Origin of the sequence: Segatella buccae ATCC 33574 (assembly GCF_000184945.1) — a bacterium.
In the GTDB taxonomy this organism is placed as follows: Bacteria; Bacteroidota; Bacteroidia; order Bacteroidales; family Bacteroidaceae; genus Prevotella; species Prevotella buccae.
The window spans coordinates 1,694,122-1,713,499 of sequence record NZ_GL586311.1 but is presented as its reverse complement, the minus strand read 5'-3'; the positions used below and the strand labels follow the sequence as shown (position 1 = coordinate 1,713,499).

Genomic DNA, 19,378 nt, shown 5'->3' with positions numbered 1-19,378 from the left:
CCGGTAGTAGCTGTCATTGTAGTGGCTGTAGAGTCATTTGCAACACCTGCCCGGGTAGCCTTGGCACCCGCCGTCACACGGGTGAGGTCGATATACACCATATCTCTGTTGTTGGTACCCATCATATAGCCGCCAAATGTTCCGGATGACTCGTTGAGCCAGAAGCCACGATTGGTAGAACCATAATCCATGACAAATTCGTTCTTACTGTCCGTGTAACGAATATGGATATCACCATTATTGATGTCGATATACCAAGAAAACCTCAATATCTGCGAATTTCCGTTACCATCATAGTCCCTCTCAGTGCCGGTGCCCTTGATAGCCGTCGAATTGTTTTGTACAAAGGTCATGTTGGCATAGAACTGCGAAACCTCTCCCGTAATGCCATTGGTATAGTCCACCTTGCCATCCCATTCGCCCGCAAGCACTTGTGCTTCATCAAGTGTGGTAAGACCGTTGTTCTCATAGCCACCGCCATTATAGTAGCCGCCGTTATTGTAGTAATCATTATTCCAACTGTACCCTCCACCGTAGTAGCTATACCACCAAGGATCTCCATCATACCAATCGGCATCATCGCACGAGGCGAAAGCCAGTGGCACAATCGCTATCGCGAGCAGAACCACATATTTTTTCATCTTGTTCATGATTCCCTCCTAATTCTATTTGACAAATAAACGTACCGGTATTTCCCGGGTAGACGAAGCTCTCGTCCCGTCAAAGTAGGTCTGCTGCTTGCTCCAATACTCCCAACCATACCTGTAGTCGCTCCAGTTCGGTGAACTGATGTGGGTAAGATGGAAGTTGGCATAGTCACCGTCTCTAACCTCCAGACGACCGGAAAAATCGTATGTGCCCAGACTGTAGTTGGAGATAATGGCATCGATATTCTCCTCCACAAAGTGGATATAGATATTCCCGTCTCTTACCGCCCACCTGATGTGGTTGGCCACGTAGTCGTAAGGAGCACCACTATAATAGTCCACCCAAACGCCCGTACCGGAATTGTAACCACTATAAAACTCTATCTCCGAATAAGTGGCAGTGTATGTCCGTCCGCCATAGGCTGTCTTCACATACATATTTCCCCTCCACGCTCCGTCGAGATGATAGGCCACCTCTGCATCCTCGTCACAGCTCACAAACAAGAGCGACATCGGCAACATGAGTGCCATTGCGAAAATCGCGGTAAACTTTTTCATAATCGTATGCGTTTTAAATTGTTATTTACTGTATTCATTATCTCTTTCCGATGCTGCAAATGTAGTATAAATAATCTGCATGAAAAAGGTAATTTGTCTAAAACGGATAGGGAAATTCCTATTTCTCGATAGGTTTTCGCCCATTACAGTTGTCATTTTAATGGAAAATGAGTAACTTTGTGACTCTCAAATGCCAAATTCTCATCATGCTGCAGCATCGGATTACAACCTCCATTATACTATCACTCGGTATTCTCCTGTCATGGGCACAGCCTTACTGTGACGTGCGCAAATTCTCCATTCTCGACGGCCTTGCCGCCAATACCATTTCCGATCTCAAGCAGGCTCCTGACAGACTGATGTGGTTTGGCACATGGAACGGCCTCTCCTACTACGACGGCTACACATTCACCACCTTCCGCGATGCCCCCAACAGTCGCGATCTGCTGTCTACCAATCGTATAAGCTTCATCCGTCCCAACATTCTCTGCGACGTGTGGGTCGTTACCATAGACCACAAGCCCTATATTTTCGATACCCACCTATGCGAATTTGTGGATATCGGAGAAGTCATCAAAAAGGAATTGGGCATAGACATCCGCGTGAGAGACGTGTTCACCCTCAAGAACGGAAACACTTGGCTCACCTCCATGGACAACCGTTTTGTAGTGCGCATAACAGACCTGCCATCCCCCCAATCCAAATGCCCCAAACTCATTCGTCAAGGCGAGCAGGGACTCATCAGTGCCCGTGTGTCGAATATTGAGACCGACAGTTTGGGCAGAGAGTGGATATTCACCGACCGCAATACGCTTGTCTACGGACATCGCTTCAACAGCAATGTGGCGTGGCGACAGATGTGCCAAAGTGGCAAGAGTGTGTTTCTCTGTTCGGCTGACGGCCGGCTGGCCGAATACGACGAGCACGACCGCCTCCATCCCATCGCCATGCCGGTCGGGGTGAAGACCATCAACGACATCAAGACCGACGGGCACACCCTCTATCTCGCCACCAACAAGGGCCTCGTGGCCTACAATCAGGCAACGCGTGCCATGCGCACCCTCTCCATACAACATCCCAACCAGCCTTCGCCTGAGGCCACAAAGATATACATAGACCGCCATAAACGCATCTGGGTGTTTGCAGATGGCCGAGGCATCACCCTCGTCAATCCGACCGACTTCTCCACCCGTTGGCTCATGGCCGACATCAAAGATCCCATGCTGCGCACCACCTGCACACAGCACTTCATCATGGAAGATGACCATAACACGGTGTGGATGATTCCGTCGGGCGGCACTTTCAGCTATTACGACGAGACGGAGCGGAAACTCGTGCCCTACCCCTTGGTGTCATACGGTGCAGGCAACGTGTCACACGTGCCGCTCATCGACAAATACGCCATCAGCGACCAGTGCATCCTATGGGTCACAGGACTGCATGAGCTCACACAGGTGAATTTCAAATATCACAACTTCCGCTACACCCGGCTTCCCGAGAGCGAATCAGAAAACCGGTCACTTGCCCTCGATCACAAGAGACGCTGTTGGAGCGGTTTCGGCAACGGCGTGATACTCATCAGCGACCGGGATGGACGGCAGATGGGATTCCTCGACCGCAATGGGCGCATCACCTCCCGCCAACAGCCTTTTTCCGACAAGGGCATCTACGACATCTTCGAAGATGCCCGCCACCGCCTATGGATAGCCACCAATGGCGACGGACTCTACGTGCTTGAAAAAGAGGGGAAAAGGCCCCTGCACTTGCGTTATGATGCCGCCGACAGCCATTCGCTGCCCTCCGACGACGTGCGCGACATCCAGACCGACCGGCACGGGCGCATCTGGGTGTGTACCTTTGGGGGTGGGGCCTGCTATGCGCAGGAAGAGGCCAATGGCAGCATCCGGTTTGTCAGCATCCGCAACGGACTCAATCTGCCCCGTGGCGAAGCCTTTCTCCGCACCCGCCTGCTCACCGCCACCCGCAACGGTGAGATTCTGCTTGGCACCACGGGAGGTCTGGTCACCTTCTCCGACAATATCGCCAGTCCCCGCCGGCTCAAATATTTCACCAGCCACCACATTGACAAAGACTCCACTTCAATGCTGGCCAACGATGTGATAGCCGTCAGCGTGCGCCCCGATGGCGACACCTACGTAGCCAGTCTCGGTGGAGGTATCGAACGTGTGGAAGGCAAACAGCTGCTGCGCAACAACCTCAAACTGCTCTATCAGAAGATTTTCGACCCGGAAGAGGGCATCGTGCAGGCCGTCACCGAAGACAATGCAGGCAATCTGTGGGTGGTGCGTGAAGCCAGCATAGACAAATACAATCCCACAACAGGACTCATGGAGGTGTTCGGCCCCAACGACTTCGATGGCAACACCACTTTCACCGAAGCACGCCCCCTACACGATCCCGAGACCGACCACGTCACCATAGGCACCTCCAAGGGTTTTATCACCTTCCTTCCCCGCGAGCTCACCAAGACCCAATACCAGCCACGCATCGTCTTCACCGCCATGCAGTATGCGGGGGAAAACCGCAAGCGCCCCATCCTCAACAACACCTCCAGAATAGAAATACCCAGTGACAAACGCCATGTAGCCATCTATTTTGCCGCCCTCGACTACTCGCGCGACTATCAAAAGAAATATGCCTACAAAATCAAGGGAAGAGAGGACGAGTGGATTGTCATCGGAAGCCGCAACAACATCGACTTCAACCGCATACCCGCAGGCACCACCACCATCTTGCTCAAGGGCACCAACACCCACGGCGTATGGGCCGACAACGAAGCCACACTCACCCTCTACGCCCGCCCCACTTTCTGGGAAAGCATCTGGGGATATCTGTTCCTGTTCATGCTGGCGGGTGGACTCATCTTGCTGGGATTGAAAATATACAACGACCGACAGGCAGCCCGCATGGAACACAACCTGGGCGAAATGAAGTCGAGATTTTTCAACGACGCTTCCCACCGTTTGCGCACACCACTCACGCTCATCGGCGGACCGGTGGCCGAAGTGCTGCGTGAAGAACAACTGAGCGACAAGGGCACCATGCTGCTCGAAATGGTAGTACGCAACGTACAAAACATGCTCGCCCTTGTCAACCGCATGTCACGCTACGACAACCGCCACTTCTCCGTCGGTGAAGGGGCCACGGACCCTGCTGTAGCCGAAGGCATCGACGATGCCAATGCGGCGGAATACATCAAAGAGGGCTTCGACCTTGGCAGCCGGCCCGAATACGATTCCGACAAGGAGGTGACCATCCTCGTGGTGGAGGACAACAGCGACCTGCGCACGTTCCTTTACAGCATTCTGGGCCGTGACTACAATGTCATCATGGCCGAGAACGGAAAGGAAGGACTCGAAATGGCTATTAGGGAGATGCCCGACTTCATCCTCACCGATGTCTCCATGCCCGTGATGGACGGCCTCACGATGGTGCATCACATTAAGCAGAACAAAGACATCTCCCACCTGCCCATTATCATCCTCTCGGCCCGTGCCTCTATGAAAGATCAGGAACAGGGCCTCCGCGAGGGGGTGCATGGCTACATCACCAAACCTTTCTCGGCAGCCTACCTCAAGGGGCGCATCGAGAACATTCTGGCCCACCAGAAGATGTACCAGCAAAAAGCACTCGAACAGATACTCCACCAAAAGACTCTGACTGTAACTGCCGAAAACACTACAAGTGGCACCAAACCGACAGCCGGAACCGACACGCCCTCTGCTGTCTCCTCTATCGGAGACAGCTACGTTGAAACAGTAGACGGTGACGAACATGAGCGTGAAGACATAGACCCGACCATCGAACAGATTGTCAATTTTATCGACGACCATATCGCAGAACAAAATCTCAAGATAGACGACATAGCCGTCAACGTGGGCATGAGTCGCAGTGTGCTTTACTCCAAAATCAAGACGGCTGTGGGCATGACACCGGTCGACTTCGTGCGGCACATCCGGCTGCTACGGGCACAAAAACTCATCAACGACACCGACCAGTCACTGACTCAGATAGCCTACAGTGTGGGATTCAGCGACCCGAAATACTTCTCAAAAGTGTTCAAAAGGGAAATGGGTGTAACGCCTTCGGAGTATCGGGAAAAGAAAGATTAGACCTGTTAATATTTACTCATAATAGTGTAAAATCGTGTATATACGGAGATTTCCACAAAATTTCCACCCGAAAAAAGAGAATTTACCCCATCCAAAGAAGAAAAATCCTCTACCTTTGTGGCAGTTCTTAGAAAAGTAAAATGATAGATTAATCGTACACTTCCCCCACAAGTTTTTTCTTGGGAAGTGGAAGGAAATTTCCGACCGTTGTGAAACGTTCGGATTTTTTTGTTGTATAAGGTTTATGGGAGTGGAAAAGGATTTCCCTATTGCTATTCTGTTTCGAGCCTTCAATGATCGTCCCCACAAAACATAGGGGAATACACTCCGACTTATTTGAATCTTTAGAAAAGTCATGTTTTTTCTCTACCAATTTGCAGTTCCCCCTATTCTTTCGTATCTTTGCAATAGCAAGAGGAGCGTGATGGCGTTCCTCTTTTTTTAGCTCCAGCCTCTGAAAGGGGGCTTTTTCTCCCTTCTGTGATTGTCATTCGGTCCGAATGGTCTTGCAAGATGGCCTTTTTCAGTTTTTCATCCGGCCCAAACGACCTTTCGACTGTGGCTCTTTTGCATAGTCGCTTGGGCTTGGTAACAAGAAAAAATCATGATTTCTGTTTTTTCAAACCATAGAAAGGCCAATACTATACTTTCCATGTCCGACCAAGTGTAAGCCTTTTTCACAATCTCTGTATGTTAAACACTATAGGGCCGTTTCCCCCTCTTGCAAACGGGCTCCATTCACTTGCCATCCGCAGAAGGGGAGTCTTCTCTTATCGGATTTACACACAAAAAAACAAACACTTGTCAGTTGGGAAATATCAGCAAATAATCCAAGTGAGTGGACAATGCAAAGAAATGGCAAAAAGTTTCTATATTTGGCCACTCCGCCGGTGCCTGTCGCAAACCTTTCGGGCAATTCTAAAAAAGCAAAAAGGCAAGTAATTGAACATCAATCACTTGCCTTTTATCTACGTTGGGATACTCGGACTCGAACCAAGAATGACAGGACCAGAATCTGTAGTGTTACCATTACACCATATCCCAATGTCTTTACAACAAGGCTCCAGCCCCATCGTGTTTGCAAAGTTACTGCATTTTTTCGATTCTCCAAAATAAATTGGGAGTTTTTTCATAAAAAAGCGAAATTCAAGATGCTTTTTAGCGTTTTTCGGATATTTAGGCGTACCTTTGTAACATAAAAACAATGATTTTTTTCATCAAACATAATCTGAATTTAATGGAAGAGACAAAGCAATTAGTTGATATTATCACAGAAGGCATACAGGAGAAAAAAGGTTCTGGCATAGTTATTGCAGACCTCAGAGAGATAGAGGGCAGCATTGCCAACTACTTTGTCATCTGTCAGGGCAGTTCTCCCGCCCAAGTGGAGGCGATAGCAGAATCAGTATCTGATTTCGCCCGCAAGAAAGCCGGCGAAAAACCTGTCAATGTGGTCGGCCTGGGCAATGACCAATGGGTGGCCATCGACTATGTGGATGTGCTGGTACACATATTCCAACCAGAGACAAGGGCCTTCTATGATTTGGAGAATCTTTGGGAAGATGCTCCACTGACAAAAATAGCAGATATTGACTAACGAGACCCAATAAACAAGAAATGAACAATAACTCTTTCAACAATCCCAACAACAGGCAACCCAAGACACCCCGCAACATGGGGTGGTTCTACCTTATTATATTAGTAGGACTGATTGTGCTGTTCTATACCAACGCGGCCAACTCCATGGCCGGCAGTTCGTCGCAGGATGCCACCTACACCAAGTTTAAGGAATACGTGCAAAAGGGTTATGCCTCCAATGTCGTGGTCAACAAGACCGAAAGCACGTTGAAGATGTTTGTCAACTCCAAGAACACCCGCGACGTGTTCCAGCGGTCGGCTAAAGAACTGGGGCCCAATCCATACGTAAAGGTGGAATTCGGTTCGGTAGACGAGCTGGAGAAATATCTCACGGCCGAACAGAAAGCCGGCAAGCTGAAAGACTTCAGCTATGAGAACAAGAGCGGCAACGAACTGGTCAACATACTCATTCAGGTGCTGCCTTTCGTGTTCATACTGGCCTTCTTCTGGTGGATGTCAGGCCGTGTGGGCGGAGGTGCCGGCGGCGGTATGTTCAGTGTGGGCAAGTCGAAAGCCCGCATGTATGAAAAGGGTAACGACCTCGGTATCACCTTCAAAGACGTGGCCGGACAGGCCGGAGCCAAACAGGAGGTCGAAGAAATCGTGGAGTTTCTGAAAAATCCGAAGAAATATACCAACCTCGGAGGAAAAATCCCCAAAGGCGCACTGCTCGTGGGCCCTCCGGGAACCGGTAAGACCCTGCTGGCCAAGGCCGTGGCGGGCGAAGCCGGAGTACCGTTTTTCTCAATGAGCGGTTCCGACTTCGTGGAGATGTTTGTGGGTGTGGGGGCAAGCCGTGTGCGCGACCTGTTCCGGCAAGCCAAAGAGAAAGCTCCCTGCATCATCTTCATCGACGAAATTGACGCTGTGGGCCGTGCCCGTGCCAAAAACTCGATGATGAATGGCAACAGCGAACAGGAGAACACCCTCAACGCCCTGCTCACCGAGATGGACGGTTTCGGAACCAACAGCGGGGTGATCATCCTTGCGGCCACCAACCGTGTGGACATGCTCGACGCGGCTCTGCTGCGTGCAGGCCGCTTCGACCGCCAGATACATGTAGACTTGCCCGACCTTAACGAGCGCAAAGAGATATTTCAAGTGCATCTGAAACCTGTCAAGGTGGACGACTCGGTGGATATCGACCTGCTGGCTCGCCAGACACCGGGATTCTCGGGGGCCGACATAGCCAACGTGTGCAACGAGGCGGCTCTCATTGCCGCACGCCACGACCGCAGTGCCGTGACCAAACAAGACTTCCTTGACGCCGTGGACCGCATCATCGGCGGACTGGAAAAGAAAACCAAGGTGATGACAGCCGAGGAGAAACGCTCCATAGCCCTCCACGAAGCCGGACACGCCACCATCAGTTGGTTCTGCCGGTATGCCAACCCACTCGTCAAAGTGAGCATCGTGCCGCGTGGGCAGGCCCTTGGGGCCGCATGGTATCTGCCCGAGGAACGGCAAATCACGACCAAGGAGCAGATGCTCGACGAGATGTGCTCGCTCATGGGAGGCCGTGCCGCCGAAGAGCTTTTCACGGGGCATATCTCCACCGGAGCCATGAACGATCTCGAACGGGCCACCAAGAGTGCTTTCGGTATGATTGCCTACGCAGGTATGAGCGAAAAGCTGCCCAACATCTGCTATTACAACAACAATGAATATCAGTTTCAGCGTCCCTACTCCGAGTCGACGGCCAAGTTGCTTGATGAGGAAGTGCTGAAGATGGTCAACGAACAATACGAGCGGGCCAAGCGCATCTTGACCGAGCACAAGGAGGGGCACAACACACTGGCCGAACTGCTCATCAAGCGTGAGGTGATATTTGCGGAAGATGTGGAGAAAATCTTCGGCAAGCGTCCGTGGGTGAGCCGCAGTCAGGAAATCATGAACGAAACGCAGGCTGGCGGTAACAGTCCGTCGGCTTCGGAGGCTGTCAAAGAGACAGCAGCCGACGACGAGACGGTGAAGAATCTGCCCGAGGTGCAGGCGGCCATCAAGGAACATGAGAAAATGAAAAGCGAGGAAAAGAACGACGAGGATAAATAAAGACTGCACATCATGAGTGAGAAAGTGAAAAACCTGATTATACGGGCCATTACGGGTGCCGTGTTTGTGGCCATCATGGTGGTGGGCATCTCTTTCCGGCCCGACGTGATGATACTGCTCTTTGCTGCCATCACGGGGCTGACAATATGGGAGTTTACCGGCTTGGTGAACCAATCGGAAAATGTAGCCGTGAACCGTTTCATATCGACGGCGGCAGGCATTTACTTCTTTCTGGCCGTGGCAGGTTATTGCAGCGGGCTCACACCCTCGGCGGCTTTTGTGCCCTATCTGCTCACGGTGGTCTATCTGCTCGTGAGCGAACTTTATCTCAAACAGACCAATCCCATCAATAACTGGGCCTACACCATGCTCAGCCAGATGTACATCGCCCTCCCCTTCTCAATGATCAACGTGCTGGCTTTCCGCAGCACGCCTGATGGCAACGTGACCTTTGAATGGCTGCTGCCGCTGAGCCTGTTCATCTTTCTTTGGACCAACGACACCGGAGCCTATTGCAGCGGTTCGCTCTTGGGCAGGCACAAACTCTTCCCACGCATCAGCCCGGGAAAAAGCTGGGAGGGAAGCATAGGAGGAGCGGTGTTTGTAATGATAGCCGCAGCCATCATCTACTTCCTCAACGTCGGGCAGACGGATGGCCTTGTGGCCGGTATGCCGCTGTGGCAGTGGCTCGGCCTTGGGCTTGTGGTAGTGGTGTTCGGGACATGGGGAGACCTCGTGGAGAGTTTGTTCAAGCGTACATTGGGCATCAAGGACAGCGGCAACATATTGCCGGGACACGGCGGTATGCTCGACCGGTTTGACTCGTCGCTCATGGCCATTCCGGCTGCGGTGGTCTATCTTTACACTCTACAGCTATTCGCATAGCCACTCGGGCCCACCAATCCAAAATAACGTCTCACACTTCAAACCATAAGACGATGAAGAGGCTTTTCTTTTCGCTGCTGCTGATGCTGTCTTTGCAGGCCATTCAGGCGACAAAACCGGTGAAACAATGGGGACAACTGCAAGTGAAAGGCGCACAGTTGTGCGATCACAAGGGGCAGCCCGTCGTGTTGCGGGGAGTCAGTTTGGGCTGGCACAACCTGTGGCCACGGTTCTACAACAAGCAGGCGGTGAAGTGGCTGGCCGACGACTGGCACGCCACAGTGGTGCGTGCCGCCATGGGAGTGAAGATAGACAACAACTATCTGGAGAATCCCCAATTTGCAATCAGCTGCATCACCCCTGTCATCAAGTCGGCCATCAAGAACGGCCTCTATGTCATCATCGACTGGCACGCACACGACATGTACACCGAAGAAGCAAAAGACTTCTTCGGACAAATGGCCAGGAAATATGGCAAATATCCCAATATCATCTACGAACTCTACAACGAGCCCATAGACGACTCGTGGGAAAGCTTGAAAACGTATGCCCGGACGGTTATTGCCGAGATACGCAAGTACGATCCCGACAATATCATTCTCATGGGATGCCCCCATTGGGATCAGGACATCGACCTCGTGGCCGCGAGTCCGCTCGAAGGTGTCAGCAATGTGATGTACACGCTCCATTTCTATGCCGCTACCCACAAAGACGGACTGCGCAGCAAATTGGAGACTGCCGTGAAAGGCGGCTTACCGGTATTTGTAAGCGAATGTGCGGGAATGGAAGCTTCCGGAGACGGGCCGTTAGACCGGGAAGAATACCGGAAATGGCTGGAAACGATGGAAAGAAACAAGGTTAGTTGGGTCAACTGGTCGATTTCCGATAAAGACGAGACCTGCTCCATGCTGTTGCCCGGTGCCCAATCGACAGGCATTTGGCAAACTGGAGTCATCAAACCGTGGGGCCAGTTGGTGCGCAACACCTTACGCCAATACACCCCTTGACGAAACACGAAAAGCTGGAAAATCAAAAAAGGCCGTCCCTGCATAACACAGAGATCGACCTCTAAAGAAAACGGTTTATCAACAAATCAACCATGATATGGGCGGCATTGTCAGGAGCGACGGTGTCGCCCAATTTCTGTCGTACTTCCCGATAGTCGGCCAACATCTGCTCACGACCAGCCCCACCCGGCAGAATGCGACGCAGCGCAGACAGGATATTATCGGTGGTGAAGCGGTCGGCCAGTAGTTCCGGAACAACTTCGCGGTCGGCAATGAGATTGACCAACGAGATGAATTTCACCTTAATAATATGATTGAAAGCAAACCGGATGAGCTTGGGTACGGGGGTTTCATAGCACACCACTTGCGGAACGTCGAATAGAGCAGTCTCAAGCGTGGCGGTGCCACTGGTCACCAGTGCTGCCGACGAGTGGCTCAAGAGTTGATAGGTGCTGTCTTTAACCAGTTTGACAGGCGTGCCCTTAATGAATCTCTCATAATATCCGTCATCAATGGAGGGTGCACCGGCCAGCACCATTTGATAGTCGACAAACTTCTCGGCCGCCTCTATCATGGCCGGTAGGTTGTCTTTGATTTCCTGCTTGCGACTGCCGGCAAGCAGGGCAATAACGGGGCGGTCGGCATCAAGACCGTTGGCGGCACAAAACTCCTCACGCGTCTCGTCATAGGAAGCACGAAATTCGGCCACTTCCTGAGCCGTGGGATTGCCCACATAATGGATGGGAAACTTGTGCTTTTCCTCATAAAAAGGAACTTCAAAAGGCAGAATGGAAAACATTTCCCGCACATCGCGCTTGATACGCTTGATGCGCCATTCCTTCCAAGCCCATATTTTGGGGGAGATGTAGTAATAGACGGGAATGTGGGTCTTGGCATGCACAAACTTGGCTATGTTGAGATTAAATCCCGGATAATCCACTAAAATTACCACATCGGGATTCCAAGCCACTATGTCGCGCTTACAGAAAGCCATGTTCTTGAATATCGTGTTCAAGTGGAGCAACACAGGCACAAAACCCATATAGGCCAAATCGCGATAGTGCTTGACAAGCGTACCGCCCTCGGCAGCCATCACATCGCCGCCAAAGAAGCGGAACTCGGCCAATTCGTCCGCATTTTTCAACGAACGCATTAGCCTACTGGCATGAAGATCTCCACTGGCTTCACCTACTATCAAATAGTATCTCATAACTTCAGTATTACAAATTGGCACTTGCCCTAAAACCTCCCGGTAATGGAAAACTTATTAGAGACTCCATGTCTTCAACTGCTCTGCAAAGTCATAGTCAGTAACATCGATTCGCGTAGGTGTGATAGCTACATAACCGTGATTTACAGCCCATTGATCGGTATCTTCCGCTTCAGGCTCGTCATTGACATATTCACCCACCATCCAATAATAGTCATAGCCGCGCGGATGGTGCCTTGCCACCACTTCATTGGTCCAGCTACCGTATGTCATACGGCATATTTTCACTCCCTTGAAAGGTGGTTGCACGGGAAAATTGACATTCAGGCAAGTGCCTTTAGGAAGTCCGTCTTTGTAAACTTTCATCACTATCGACAGGATATGGTCGGACAACGGTGAAAGGTCGGCATCCTCATCGTAGTTGCAACTGGAAAAGGCTATCGACGGAATGTATTTCAGACATCCCTCCTTAGCTACACCTAAAGTGCCCGAATAATGATTGTTGACCGAAGAATTGTCACCGTGGTTGATGCCGCCGATGATGAGATCAGGACGACGGTTGCGACAGAAACGGTCGAGCGCAAGTTTCACACAATCAACCGGTGTGCCGTTGCATGACCACACTTCCACATCTCCCATATTGTGGCGGCGCTTGAGACGCAGCGGCGTGGTGGCCGAAAAAGCACAGGAAAAACCCGAACGAGCGGCTTCGGGGGCACAGACCAAAAGTTCGGCCACACCGGAAAGGATGCGTACCAGCGTCTTGATGCCATTGGCATGATAGCCGTCGTCGTTGGATATAAGAATAAAAGGTTTCTTAAAATTCTTCATTTTCATCTTGATTTCGATGCAAAATTACTAAAAAAAGGTGTAAACGGCGCGTTTCTCGCATAAAATATGTAACTTTGCAAACTACATATTGGTATTTGAAAGAAGAAGACAATGGCAAAAATCATAGCTCTGGCTAACCAAAAAGGCGGTGTGGGCAAGACCACCACCACCATCAACTTGGCAGCATCTCTGGCCACACTTGAGAAAACGGTGCTTGTTGTTGATGCCGACCCACAGGCCAATGCCTCAAGTGGTTTGGGCGTAGACATCAAAGAGGTGGACTGTTCGCTCTACGAGTGCATCATCGACCATGCCGATGTCCACGAAGCAATCTACACCACCGACATAGAGGGACTGGACATCATCCCCAGCCACATCGACTTGGTGGGGGCCGAAATCGAGATGTTGAACCTTGAGAATCGGGAGAAAGTCATCAAGAATCTTTTGGCCCCGATACGCGACGAATATGATTACATACTGATAGACTGTTCGCCCTCACTGGGCCTGATCACGGTCAATTCGCTCACGGCTGCCGACTCGGTCATCATACCCGTACAGTGCGAGTATTTTGCTTTGGAAGGCATCAGCAAACTGCTCAACACCATCCGCATCATCAAGAGCAAACTCAACCCGAAACTTGAGATAGAAGGGTTCTTGCTCACCATGTATGACAGCCGTCTGCGCCTGGCCAATCAAATTTATGACGAGGTGAAGCGGCATTTCCAAGAATTGGTGTTCAAGACCGTCATTCAGCGCAATGTAAAACTCAGTGAGAGCCCAAGCCACGGCCTACCTGTGATACTCTATGACGCCGACTCCACAGGTTCCAAAAACCACTTGGCACTGGCAAAGGAGATCATCAACAAGAACAGCTAACAGACAATAGAAAAAGACAGGGGCAGAACAAGACACTACAAGAAAATCGACAGCAACAATTTTCGACTATCTCCCGTCCTACTCCACAATAAATACAACTTCATCCGAAGACAGATGGCAGTACACAAGAAATTCAATTCCAACGCCAAAAGCAACGCTCTCGGGCGGGGCCTTGATGCACTCATCTCCACCGAGACGGTGCGTACACAGGGCAGCAGCACCATCAACGAGGTGGCAATAGACCGGATAGAGGCCAATCCCAACCAGCCTCGCCGCGAGTTTGACGAGGAAGCATTGCAAGAACTGGCCCACAGCATACGCCAAATAGGTATCATCCAGCCCATCACCCTACGGCAGACCGACGACAACCGGTTTCAGATCATTGCCGGCGAGCGCCGTTGGAGGGCCTCACAGTTGGCCGGACTAAAAGCCATTCCGGCCTATATCCGCACCATCGATGACGAAAACGTCATGGAAATGGCATTGGTGGAGAACATCCAACGCGAAGATCTCAACTCGATAGAAATAGCTTTAGCATACGAGCATCTGTTGGAGAAGAGTGGCATGACACAGGAAAAGATCTCGGAACGCGTTGGCAAAAGCCGTGCGGCCATAGCCAACTACCTGCGACTGTTGAAACTGCCGGCACAAGTGCAGATGGCACTCCAGAAGAAAGAAATAGACATGGGACACGCCCGGGCACTGTTGGCACTCGACAGTCCGTCACTCCAAATCAAACTCTTCAAGGAAATTCAGAAGAACGGTTTTTCCGTGCGCAAAGTGGAAGAGCTGGTGCAGCAACTCAAAAACGGCATTGACATAGAGGCCGGAAAGAAAAAGATTGCAGCCAAATCGCAGTTGCCCGAAGAGTTCAATCTGCTGAAAGAGCACCTCTCGGGCTTTTTCAACACGAAGGTTCAGATGACCTGTTCCTCCAAAGGCAAGGGCAAAATCAGCATTCCCTTTGCCAACGAGGCTGAACTGGAACGCATCATGAATGTTTTCGACAAACTGAAAGACTAAGATTCTCGTTGTGAAAGGAACAGTATCACGGTTATGCCTCGTTGCAGCATTGCTGCTTGCCGCGTCCGGAACGTGGGCCCAAGAACATGTCGGACAAGTCTCTACCGGCAATATCGAAAGCGTTGTCGACTCGTTTCCGACAGACAAGCCGGTCGTGTCCGGGACCGTTTCGACGACTCCCCAAAAGCCAGAACGCACCAAGCGTGACTGGACAACGTGGCGTCCGGAGACCAAACGGGCCATGTGGCTGTCGCTTGTATTGCCCGGGGCAGGCCAGATATACAATCGCAAATACTGGAAACTCCCCATACTCTACGGGGGCTTTGTAGGCTGTGCCTATGCCATGACTTGGAACAACATGATGTATCATGACTACTCGCAGGCGTATATGGACATCATGGATAACGACCCGACCACGCAGAGTTACAACCAGTTTCTGCATTTAGGCAACAAAATCGACGAGTCTAACAGGACACGCTATCAAGAGCTCTTCCGCAAACGGAAAGACCGCTACCGCCGCTGGCGCGACATGAGCGTATTTGCCCTCATCGGGGTTTATGCACTCTCGGTCATTGATGCCTACGTCGATGCTTCCCTTTCCGACTTCGACATATCGAGAGACCTCAGCCTGCACATCCAACCGGCCATCATCAACAGCAATATGACCATGAGCCACCCATGGGAATCGGGGGCACTGGGACTGCAATGCAGCCTCACCTTTTAAACAACACCCAAACTCAAACCATATATAAGTTAAGGAATACAGAATGAAGAAAATCCGTTTATTGATGGTCGCAATGATATTCGGTGGCGCGTGCGCGATGCAGGCGCAGACCGACAACGACAAAGAAATCACAGTGACCGATGCACAAGGAAATCAGGAAGTGATAGATCTTCCCGAAGGCATGAGCTACGAACTCGACAGCCTGCTCCACCAGTATAATGCGAAGAACTACCTGCAACCCGACACCAACTGCCACTACCGCGATGTCAATCCTGTGTTTGACAAGGAGGTGTACATAGACCGCCTGAAGCGTATGCCAACTGTCATTGAGATGCCTTACAACGATGTGGTGAGGCAGTTTATCGACCGATACAGCGGCCGGCTTCGCCGTTCCGTGAGCTATATGCTGGGAGCCACCAACTTCTACATGCCCATCTTCGAGCAGGCACTGGAAACTTATAACCTGCCTTTGGAACTGAAATACCTGCCCGTCATCGAGTCGGCACTCAACCCCACAGCCGTTTCCCGCGTAGGGGCCACCGGCCTTTGGCAGTTCATGCTGGCCACCGGCAAACGCTACGGCCTGAAAGTCAATTCACTTGTAGACGAGCGTCGCGACCCGGTGAAGGCCTCCTACGCCGCCGCCCACTACCTGAGCGACCTCTACAAAATCTACGATGACTGGAATCTTGTGATTGCCGCCTACAACTGTGGGCCCGACAAGGTAAACCAGGCCATCCATCGCGCCAAGGGCAACGCCGACTACTGGAACATCTACCCCTATCTCCCCAAAGAGACACGGGGCTACGTGCCGGCCTTCATCGCAGCCAACTACATCATGAACTACTACTGCGACCATAACATCTGTCCGATGGTCACGGAGCTGCCGGCAAAGACCGACACTGTGGTCGTGGACAAGGACGTACACTTGCAGCAGATAGCCAAGGTGCTCAACATAGGCATGGACGAGCTACGCTCACTCAATCCACAATACCGCCGCGATGTGATCAACGGGCTCAACGAGCCGATGGCCGTGCGCCTGCCCACCTCACTGATAGGCATGTTCATCGACAATGAAGACTCGATATACAGCTACAAGGCCGACGAACTGTTGCTCAAACGTGACGAAGTGGAGGTGAACGACGAGACACCAACCTACACTCGGAGCCCCCGAACCTATACCCGGAGCAGCAGTTCGCGTAGCAGTCGCCAGAGCCGGGGCAAGCGCAGCAAGAAACGCTCGGCACGCAACAAGAGCGTGACCGTGAGGAGCGGTGACACGCTTTCAGAGATTGCCGCACGCAACCACACCACCGTGAAGAAACTCAAACGACTGAACGGCATCAGCGGATCGGGGATCCGTGCCGGAAAGAAAATCAAGGTGAAATAAACCAAGGCCATGCCCGGCCGACTGTCTGTTGTGGAAAGACACCACACAGGCTGTCGGTCGGGTTTTTGCATTAGCCCAAACACCACACCTTATATATCATACATTCAGCATGAACATGGACGAACAAGCCATCAAGGACAAGGAAAGAGAAGCTGCCGACGACCTGATGATCACTACGGCCTTCCAAGAGTTGCTCGACATTTATCTGGCTTCGCGCCACCGCAAAAAGGTGGACATCATCACCAAAGCCTTCAATTTTGCTCGCCAAGCGCACAAAGGCGTCCGCCGCTTGTCGGGCGTACCTTATATCATGCACCCCATTGCCGTGGCCCGCATCGCCTGCGAGGAAATGGGCCTGGGTTCCACGAGCATCTGCTCGGCCCTGCTCCACGACGTGGTGGAAGACACCGACTACACGGTAGAGGACATTGAGAACATCTTCGGCCCGAAGATAGCGCAAATCGTGGACGGCCTGACCAAGATTTCGGGCGGTATCTTCGGTGACCGCGCTTCGGCCCAGGCAGAAAACTTCAAAAAGTTGCTGCTCACCATGAGTGACGACATCCGTGTGATACTCATCAAGATTTGTGACCGTCTGCACAATATGCGTACACTCAGTTCGCAACCGCCCAACAAGCAATATAAGATTGCCGGCGAGACCCTCTACATCTATGCACCGCTGGCCAACCGTCTCGGACTGAACAAAATCAAGACCGAACTGGAAGACCTGAGCTTCAAGTACGACCATCCCGAAGAGTATGCCAATATCGAGCGCAAGCTGGCGTCCACCCAGGCGCAACGCGACACCCTCTTCAGTCAGTTCACCCAACCCATCAAGGAAGCCCTTGACAAGATGGGCATCGAATACACCATCAAGGCCCGTGTGAAGAGTCCTTATTCCATTTGGAACAAGATGCAGAACAAGCATGTGTCGTTTGATGAAATCTACGACATTCTGGCCGTGCGCATCATCTTCACGCCCAAGCACCGTCAAGACGAAATCAACGAATGCTTCAACATCTACGTGGCTATCAGCAAGATATACAAGAGTCATCCCGACCGCCTGCGCGACTGGCTCAACCACCCCAAGGCCAACGGTTATCAGGCCCTCCACGTCACGCTCATGTCCAAACAGGGGCGTTGGATAGAGGTGCAGATACGCAGCGACCGCATGAACGAGGTGGCCGAACAAGGCTTTGCCGCCCACTGGAAATACAAGGAAGGCGAGGAATACAGCGAGGATGAGGGCGAGTTCAACGACTGGCTGAGCACCATCAAGGAAATACTTGACGACCCACAGCCCGATGCCATGGACTTTCTCGATGCCATCAAACTCAACCTTTTTGCCAGCGAGATATTTGTCTTCACGCCCAAGGGTGAGATCATCACCATGCCCACCGGATGCACGGCCCTCGACTTCGCATTCCAAATCCACACCTTCCTCGGCAGCCACTGCATCGGTGCCAAGGTGAACCACAAGCTCGTGCCGCTGAGCCACAAACTGCAAAGCGGCGACCAAGTGGAGATACTCACCAGCAAGTCGCAGCACGTACAGCCCTCGTGGATCAACTTCGTCTCCACGGCCAAGGCCCGCGGCAAGATACTGGCCATTTTGCGCCGGGACAACCGCGAGTCGCAGAAAAAGGGAGAGGAGATACTCACTGCATGGCTGAAGAAGCACGACATGGAACTGTCCACCTCCGTGCTTGACAAGCTCTGCGAGTTCCACGATGTGAAGAAACATGAAGACCTCTTGCAGGCCATTGGTGAACACAACATCCTGCCGGGGGAGAAAGACCACGACGAACTGTTGGGAAAATCACGCAAAGAGGGTACCGACACCATCGGGTGGAGAAGATACGTGCCTTTCATGGGCAAAGACCGCAAGAAAGACAAGGAACCGCAAACCGACACAGCTGCCCCCAACCTGATGGTCGTAGACAAGAACTTCAACAAGAAGAAGCCCATCATCGTCAGCGAACAAAACTTCTCCCGCTTTATCATGCCCGACTGCTGCCACCCCATTCCCGGCGACGACATCATGGGCTATATCGACAATCAGAACCGCATCGAACTGCACAAGCGGTCTTGTCCCGTGGCAGCCAAACTGAAATCCAGCTTCGGCAACCGCATTGTCGATGCCAAGTGGGAGATGCACAGGCAGCTCCTCTTCGATGCCACCATCCAACTGCGGGGCATCGACCGCATGGGCATGTTGCTCGATGTGTCGAAAGTCATCTCCGACCAGTTGGCCGTAAGCATCCACAAAATCACCTTTCAGAGTGACGACGGCATCTTCGACGGCAGCATCGAATTGCGCGTACACGACCGCGAAGATGTCAGAGTCATCATGAACAATCTCAAGAAAATCGAGGGTTTGCAGGAGATACAGCAAATCATCTGA

14 protein-coding genes and 1 tRNA gene are annotated in these 19,378 nt (G+C 51.8%); 10 read left to right on the top strand and 5 right to left on the bottom strand.

The window, feature by feature from the left end; genetic code table 11:
• Both HMPREF6485_RS06520 and HMPREF6485_RS06515 read right to left on the bottom strand, forming a co-directional pair.
• On the bottom strand, positions 1-650 hold a 650-nt coding region (locus HMPREF6485_RS06520), incomplete at its 3' end, for a hypothetical protein (RefSeq protein ID WP_004345524.1).
• A 15-nt stretch (positions 651-665) separates the two neighbouring features.
• Positions 666-1,205 (bottom strand): hypothetical protein, encoded by a 540-nt coding sequence (locus HMPREF6485_RS06515; RefSeq protein WP_004345523.1) that lies wholly within the window; start codon positions 1,203-1,205, stop codon positions 666-668.
• A 167-nt stretch (positions 1,206-1,372) separates the two neighbouring features.
• On the opposite strand from HMPREF6485_RS06515, the gene HMPREF6485_RS06510 reads away from it, so the two are divergent.
• The gene (locus HMPREF6485_RS06510) at positions 1,373-5,338 is read left to right on the top strand and encodes a response regulator (RefSeq protein ID WP_004345522.1); all 3,966 of its coding nucleotides are present in this window, start codon (positions 1,373-1,375) and stop codon (positions 5,336-5,338) included.
• Positions 5,339-6,311: 973 nt separating this feature from the next.
• Here HMPREF6485_RS06510 and HMPREF6485_RS06500 read toward each other — a convergent pair.
• Positions 6,312-6,382, bottom strand: a tRNA-Gln gene (locus tag HMPREF6485_RS06500).
• A 193-nt stretch (positions 6,383-6,575) separates the two neighbouring features.
• Between HMPREF6485_RS06500 and rsfS the strand changes: the two genes are divergently transcribed.
• The 4 genes from rsfS to HMPREF6485_RS06480 are packed head-to-tail and all read left to right on the top strand — an operon-like array spanning position 6,576 to position 10,920.
• Entirely contained in the window at positions 6,576-6,935 is a 360-nt protein-coding gene (rsfS, locus tag HMPREF6485_RS06495) for a ribosome silencing factor (RefSeq protein WP_007411543.1), read from the top strand.
• Positions 6,936-6,955: 20 nt separating this feature from the next.
• Positions 6,956-9,028 (top strand): ATP-dependent zinc metalloprotease FtsH, encoded by a 2,073-nt coding sequence (gene ftsH, locus HMPREF6485_RS06490; RefSeq protein WP_004345520.1) that lies wholly within the window; start codon positions 6,956-6,958, stop codon positions 9,026-9,028.
• Between the two features lie 12 nt (positions 9,029-9,040).
• Complete coding sequence (locus HMPREF6485_RS06485; protein WP_004340180.1) at positions 9,041-9,913, top strand: phosphatidate cytidylyltransferase; 873 nt, start codon at positions 9,041-9,043, stop codon at positions 9,911-9,913.
• 53 nt (positions 9,914-9,966) lie between these two features.
• Positions 9,967-10,920 carry a glycoside hydrolase family 5 protein gene (locus HMPREF6485_RS06480; protein WP_004345518.1) on the top strand — a complete coding sequence of 318 codons (954 nt, stop codon included), beginning with the start codon at positions 9,967-9,969 and terminating at the stop codon, positions 10,918-10,920.
• Positions 10,921-10,981: 61 nt separating this feature from the next.
• On the opposite strand, the gene lpxB is transcribed toward HMPREF6485_RS06480, so the two are convergent.
• The gene (gene lpxB / locus HMPREF6485_RS06475) at positions 10,982-12,130 is read right to left on the bottom strand and encodes a lipid-A-disaccharide synthase (protein WP_004345516.1); all 1,149 of its coding nucleotides are present in this window, start codon (positions 12,128-12,130) and stop codon (positions 10,982-10,984) included.
• A 57-nt stretch (positions 12,131-12,187) separates the two neighbouring features.
• A complete protein-coding gene (surE, locus tag HMPREF6485_RS06470) occupies positions 12,188-12,967 on the bottom strand; it encodes a 5'/3'-nucleotidase SurE (protein ID WP_004345514.1) in 780 nt (259 codons plus the stop codon).
• A gap of 105 nt (positions 12,968-13,072) precedes the next feature.
• Between surE and HMPREF6485_RS06465 the strand changes: the two genes are divergently transcribed.
• The 5 genes from HMPREF6485_RS06465 to HMPREF6485_RS06445 all read left to right on the top strand — a co-directional run bounded on the left by HMPREF6485_RS06465 (position 13,073) and on the right by HMPREF6485_RS06445 (position 19,378).
• The gene (locus HMPREF6485_RS06465) at positions 13,073-13,837 is read left to right on the top strand and encodes a ParA family protein (RefSeq protein WP_004340173.1); all 765 of its coding nucleotides are present in this window, start codon (positions 13,073-13,075) and stop codon (positions 13,835-13,837) included.
• Positions 13,838-13,951: 114 nt separating this feature from the next.
• Positions 13,952-14,860, top strand: coding sequence for a ParB/RepB/Spo0J family partition protein (locus tag HMPREF6485_RS06460; protein ID WP_004345513.1), 909 nt, complete (start codon positions 13,952-13,954; stop codon positions 14,858-14,860).
• Between the two features lie 49 nt (positions 14,861-14,909).
• Positions 14,910-15,584 (top strand): DUF5683 domain-containing protein, encoded by a 675-nt coding sequence (locus HMPREF6485_RS06455; RefSeq protein ID WP_004345511.1) that lies wholly within the window; start codon positions 14,910-14,912, stop codon positions 15,582-15,584.
• Positions 15,585-15,627: 43 nt separating this feature from the next.
• Positions 15,628-16,974: a lytic transglycosylase domain-containing protein gene (locus HMPREF6485_RS06450; RefSeq protein ID WP_004345509.1), complete on the top strand. Its 1,347-nt coding sequence runs from the start codon at positions 15,628-15,630 to the stop codon at positions 16,972-16,974.
• A 115-nt stretch (positions 16,975-17,089) separates the two neighbouring features.
• The gene (locus HMPREF6485_RS06445; RefSeq protein ID WP_044126308.1) at positions 17,090-19,378 is read left to right on the top strand and encodes a RelA/SpoT family protein; all 2,289 of its coding nucleotides are present in this window, start codon (positions 17,090-17,092) and stop codon (positions 19,376-19,378) included.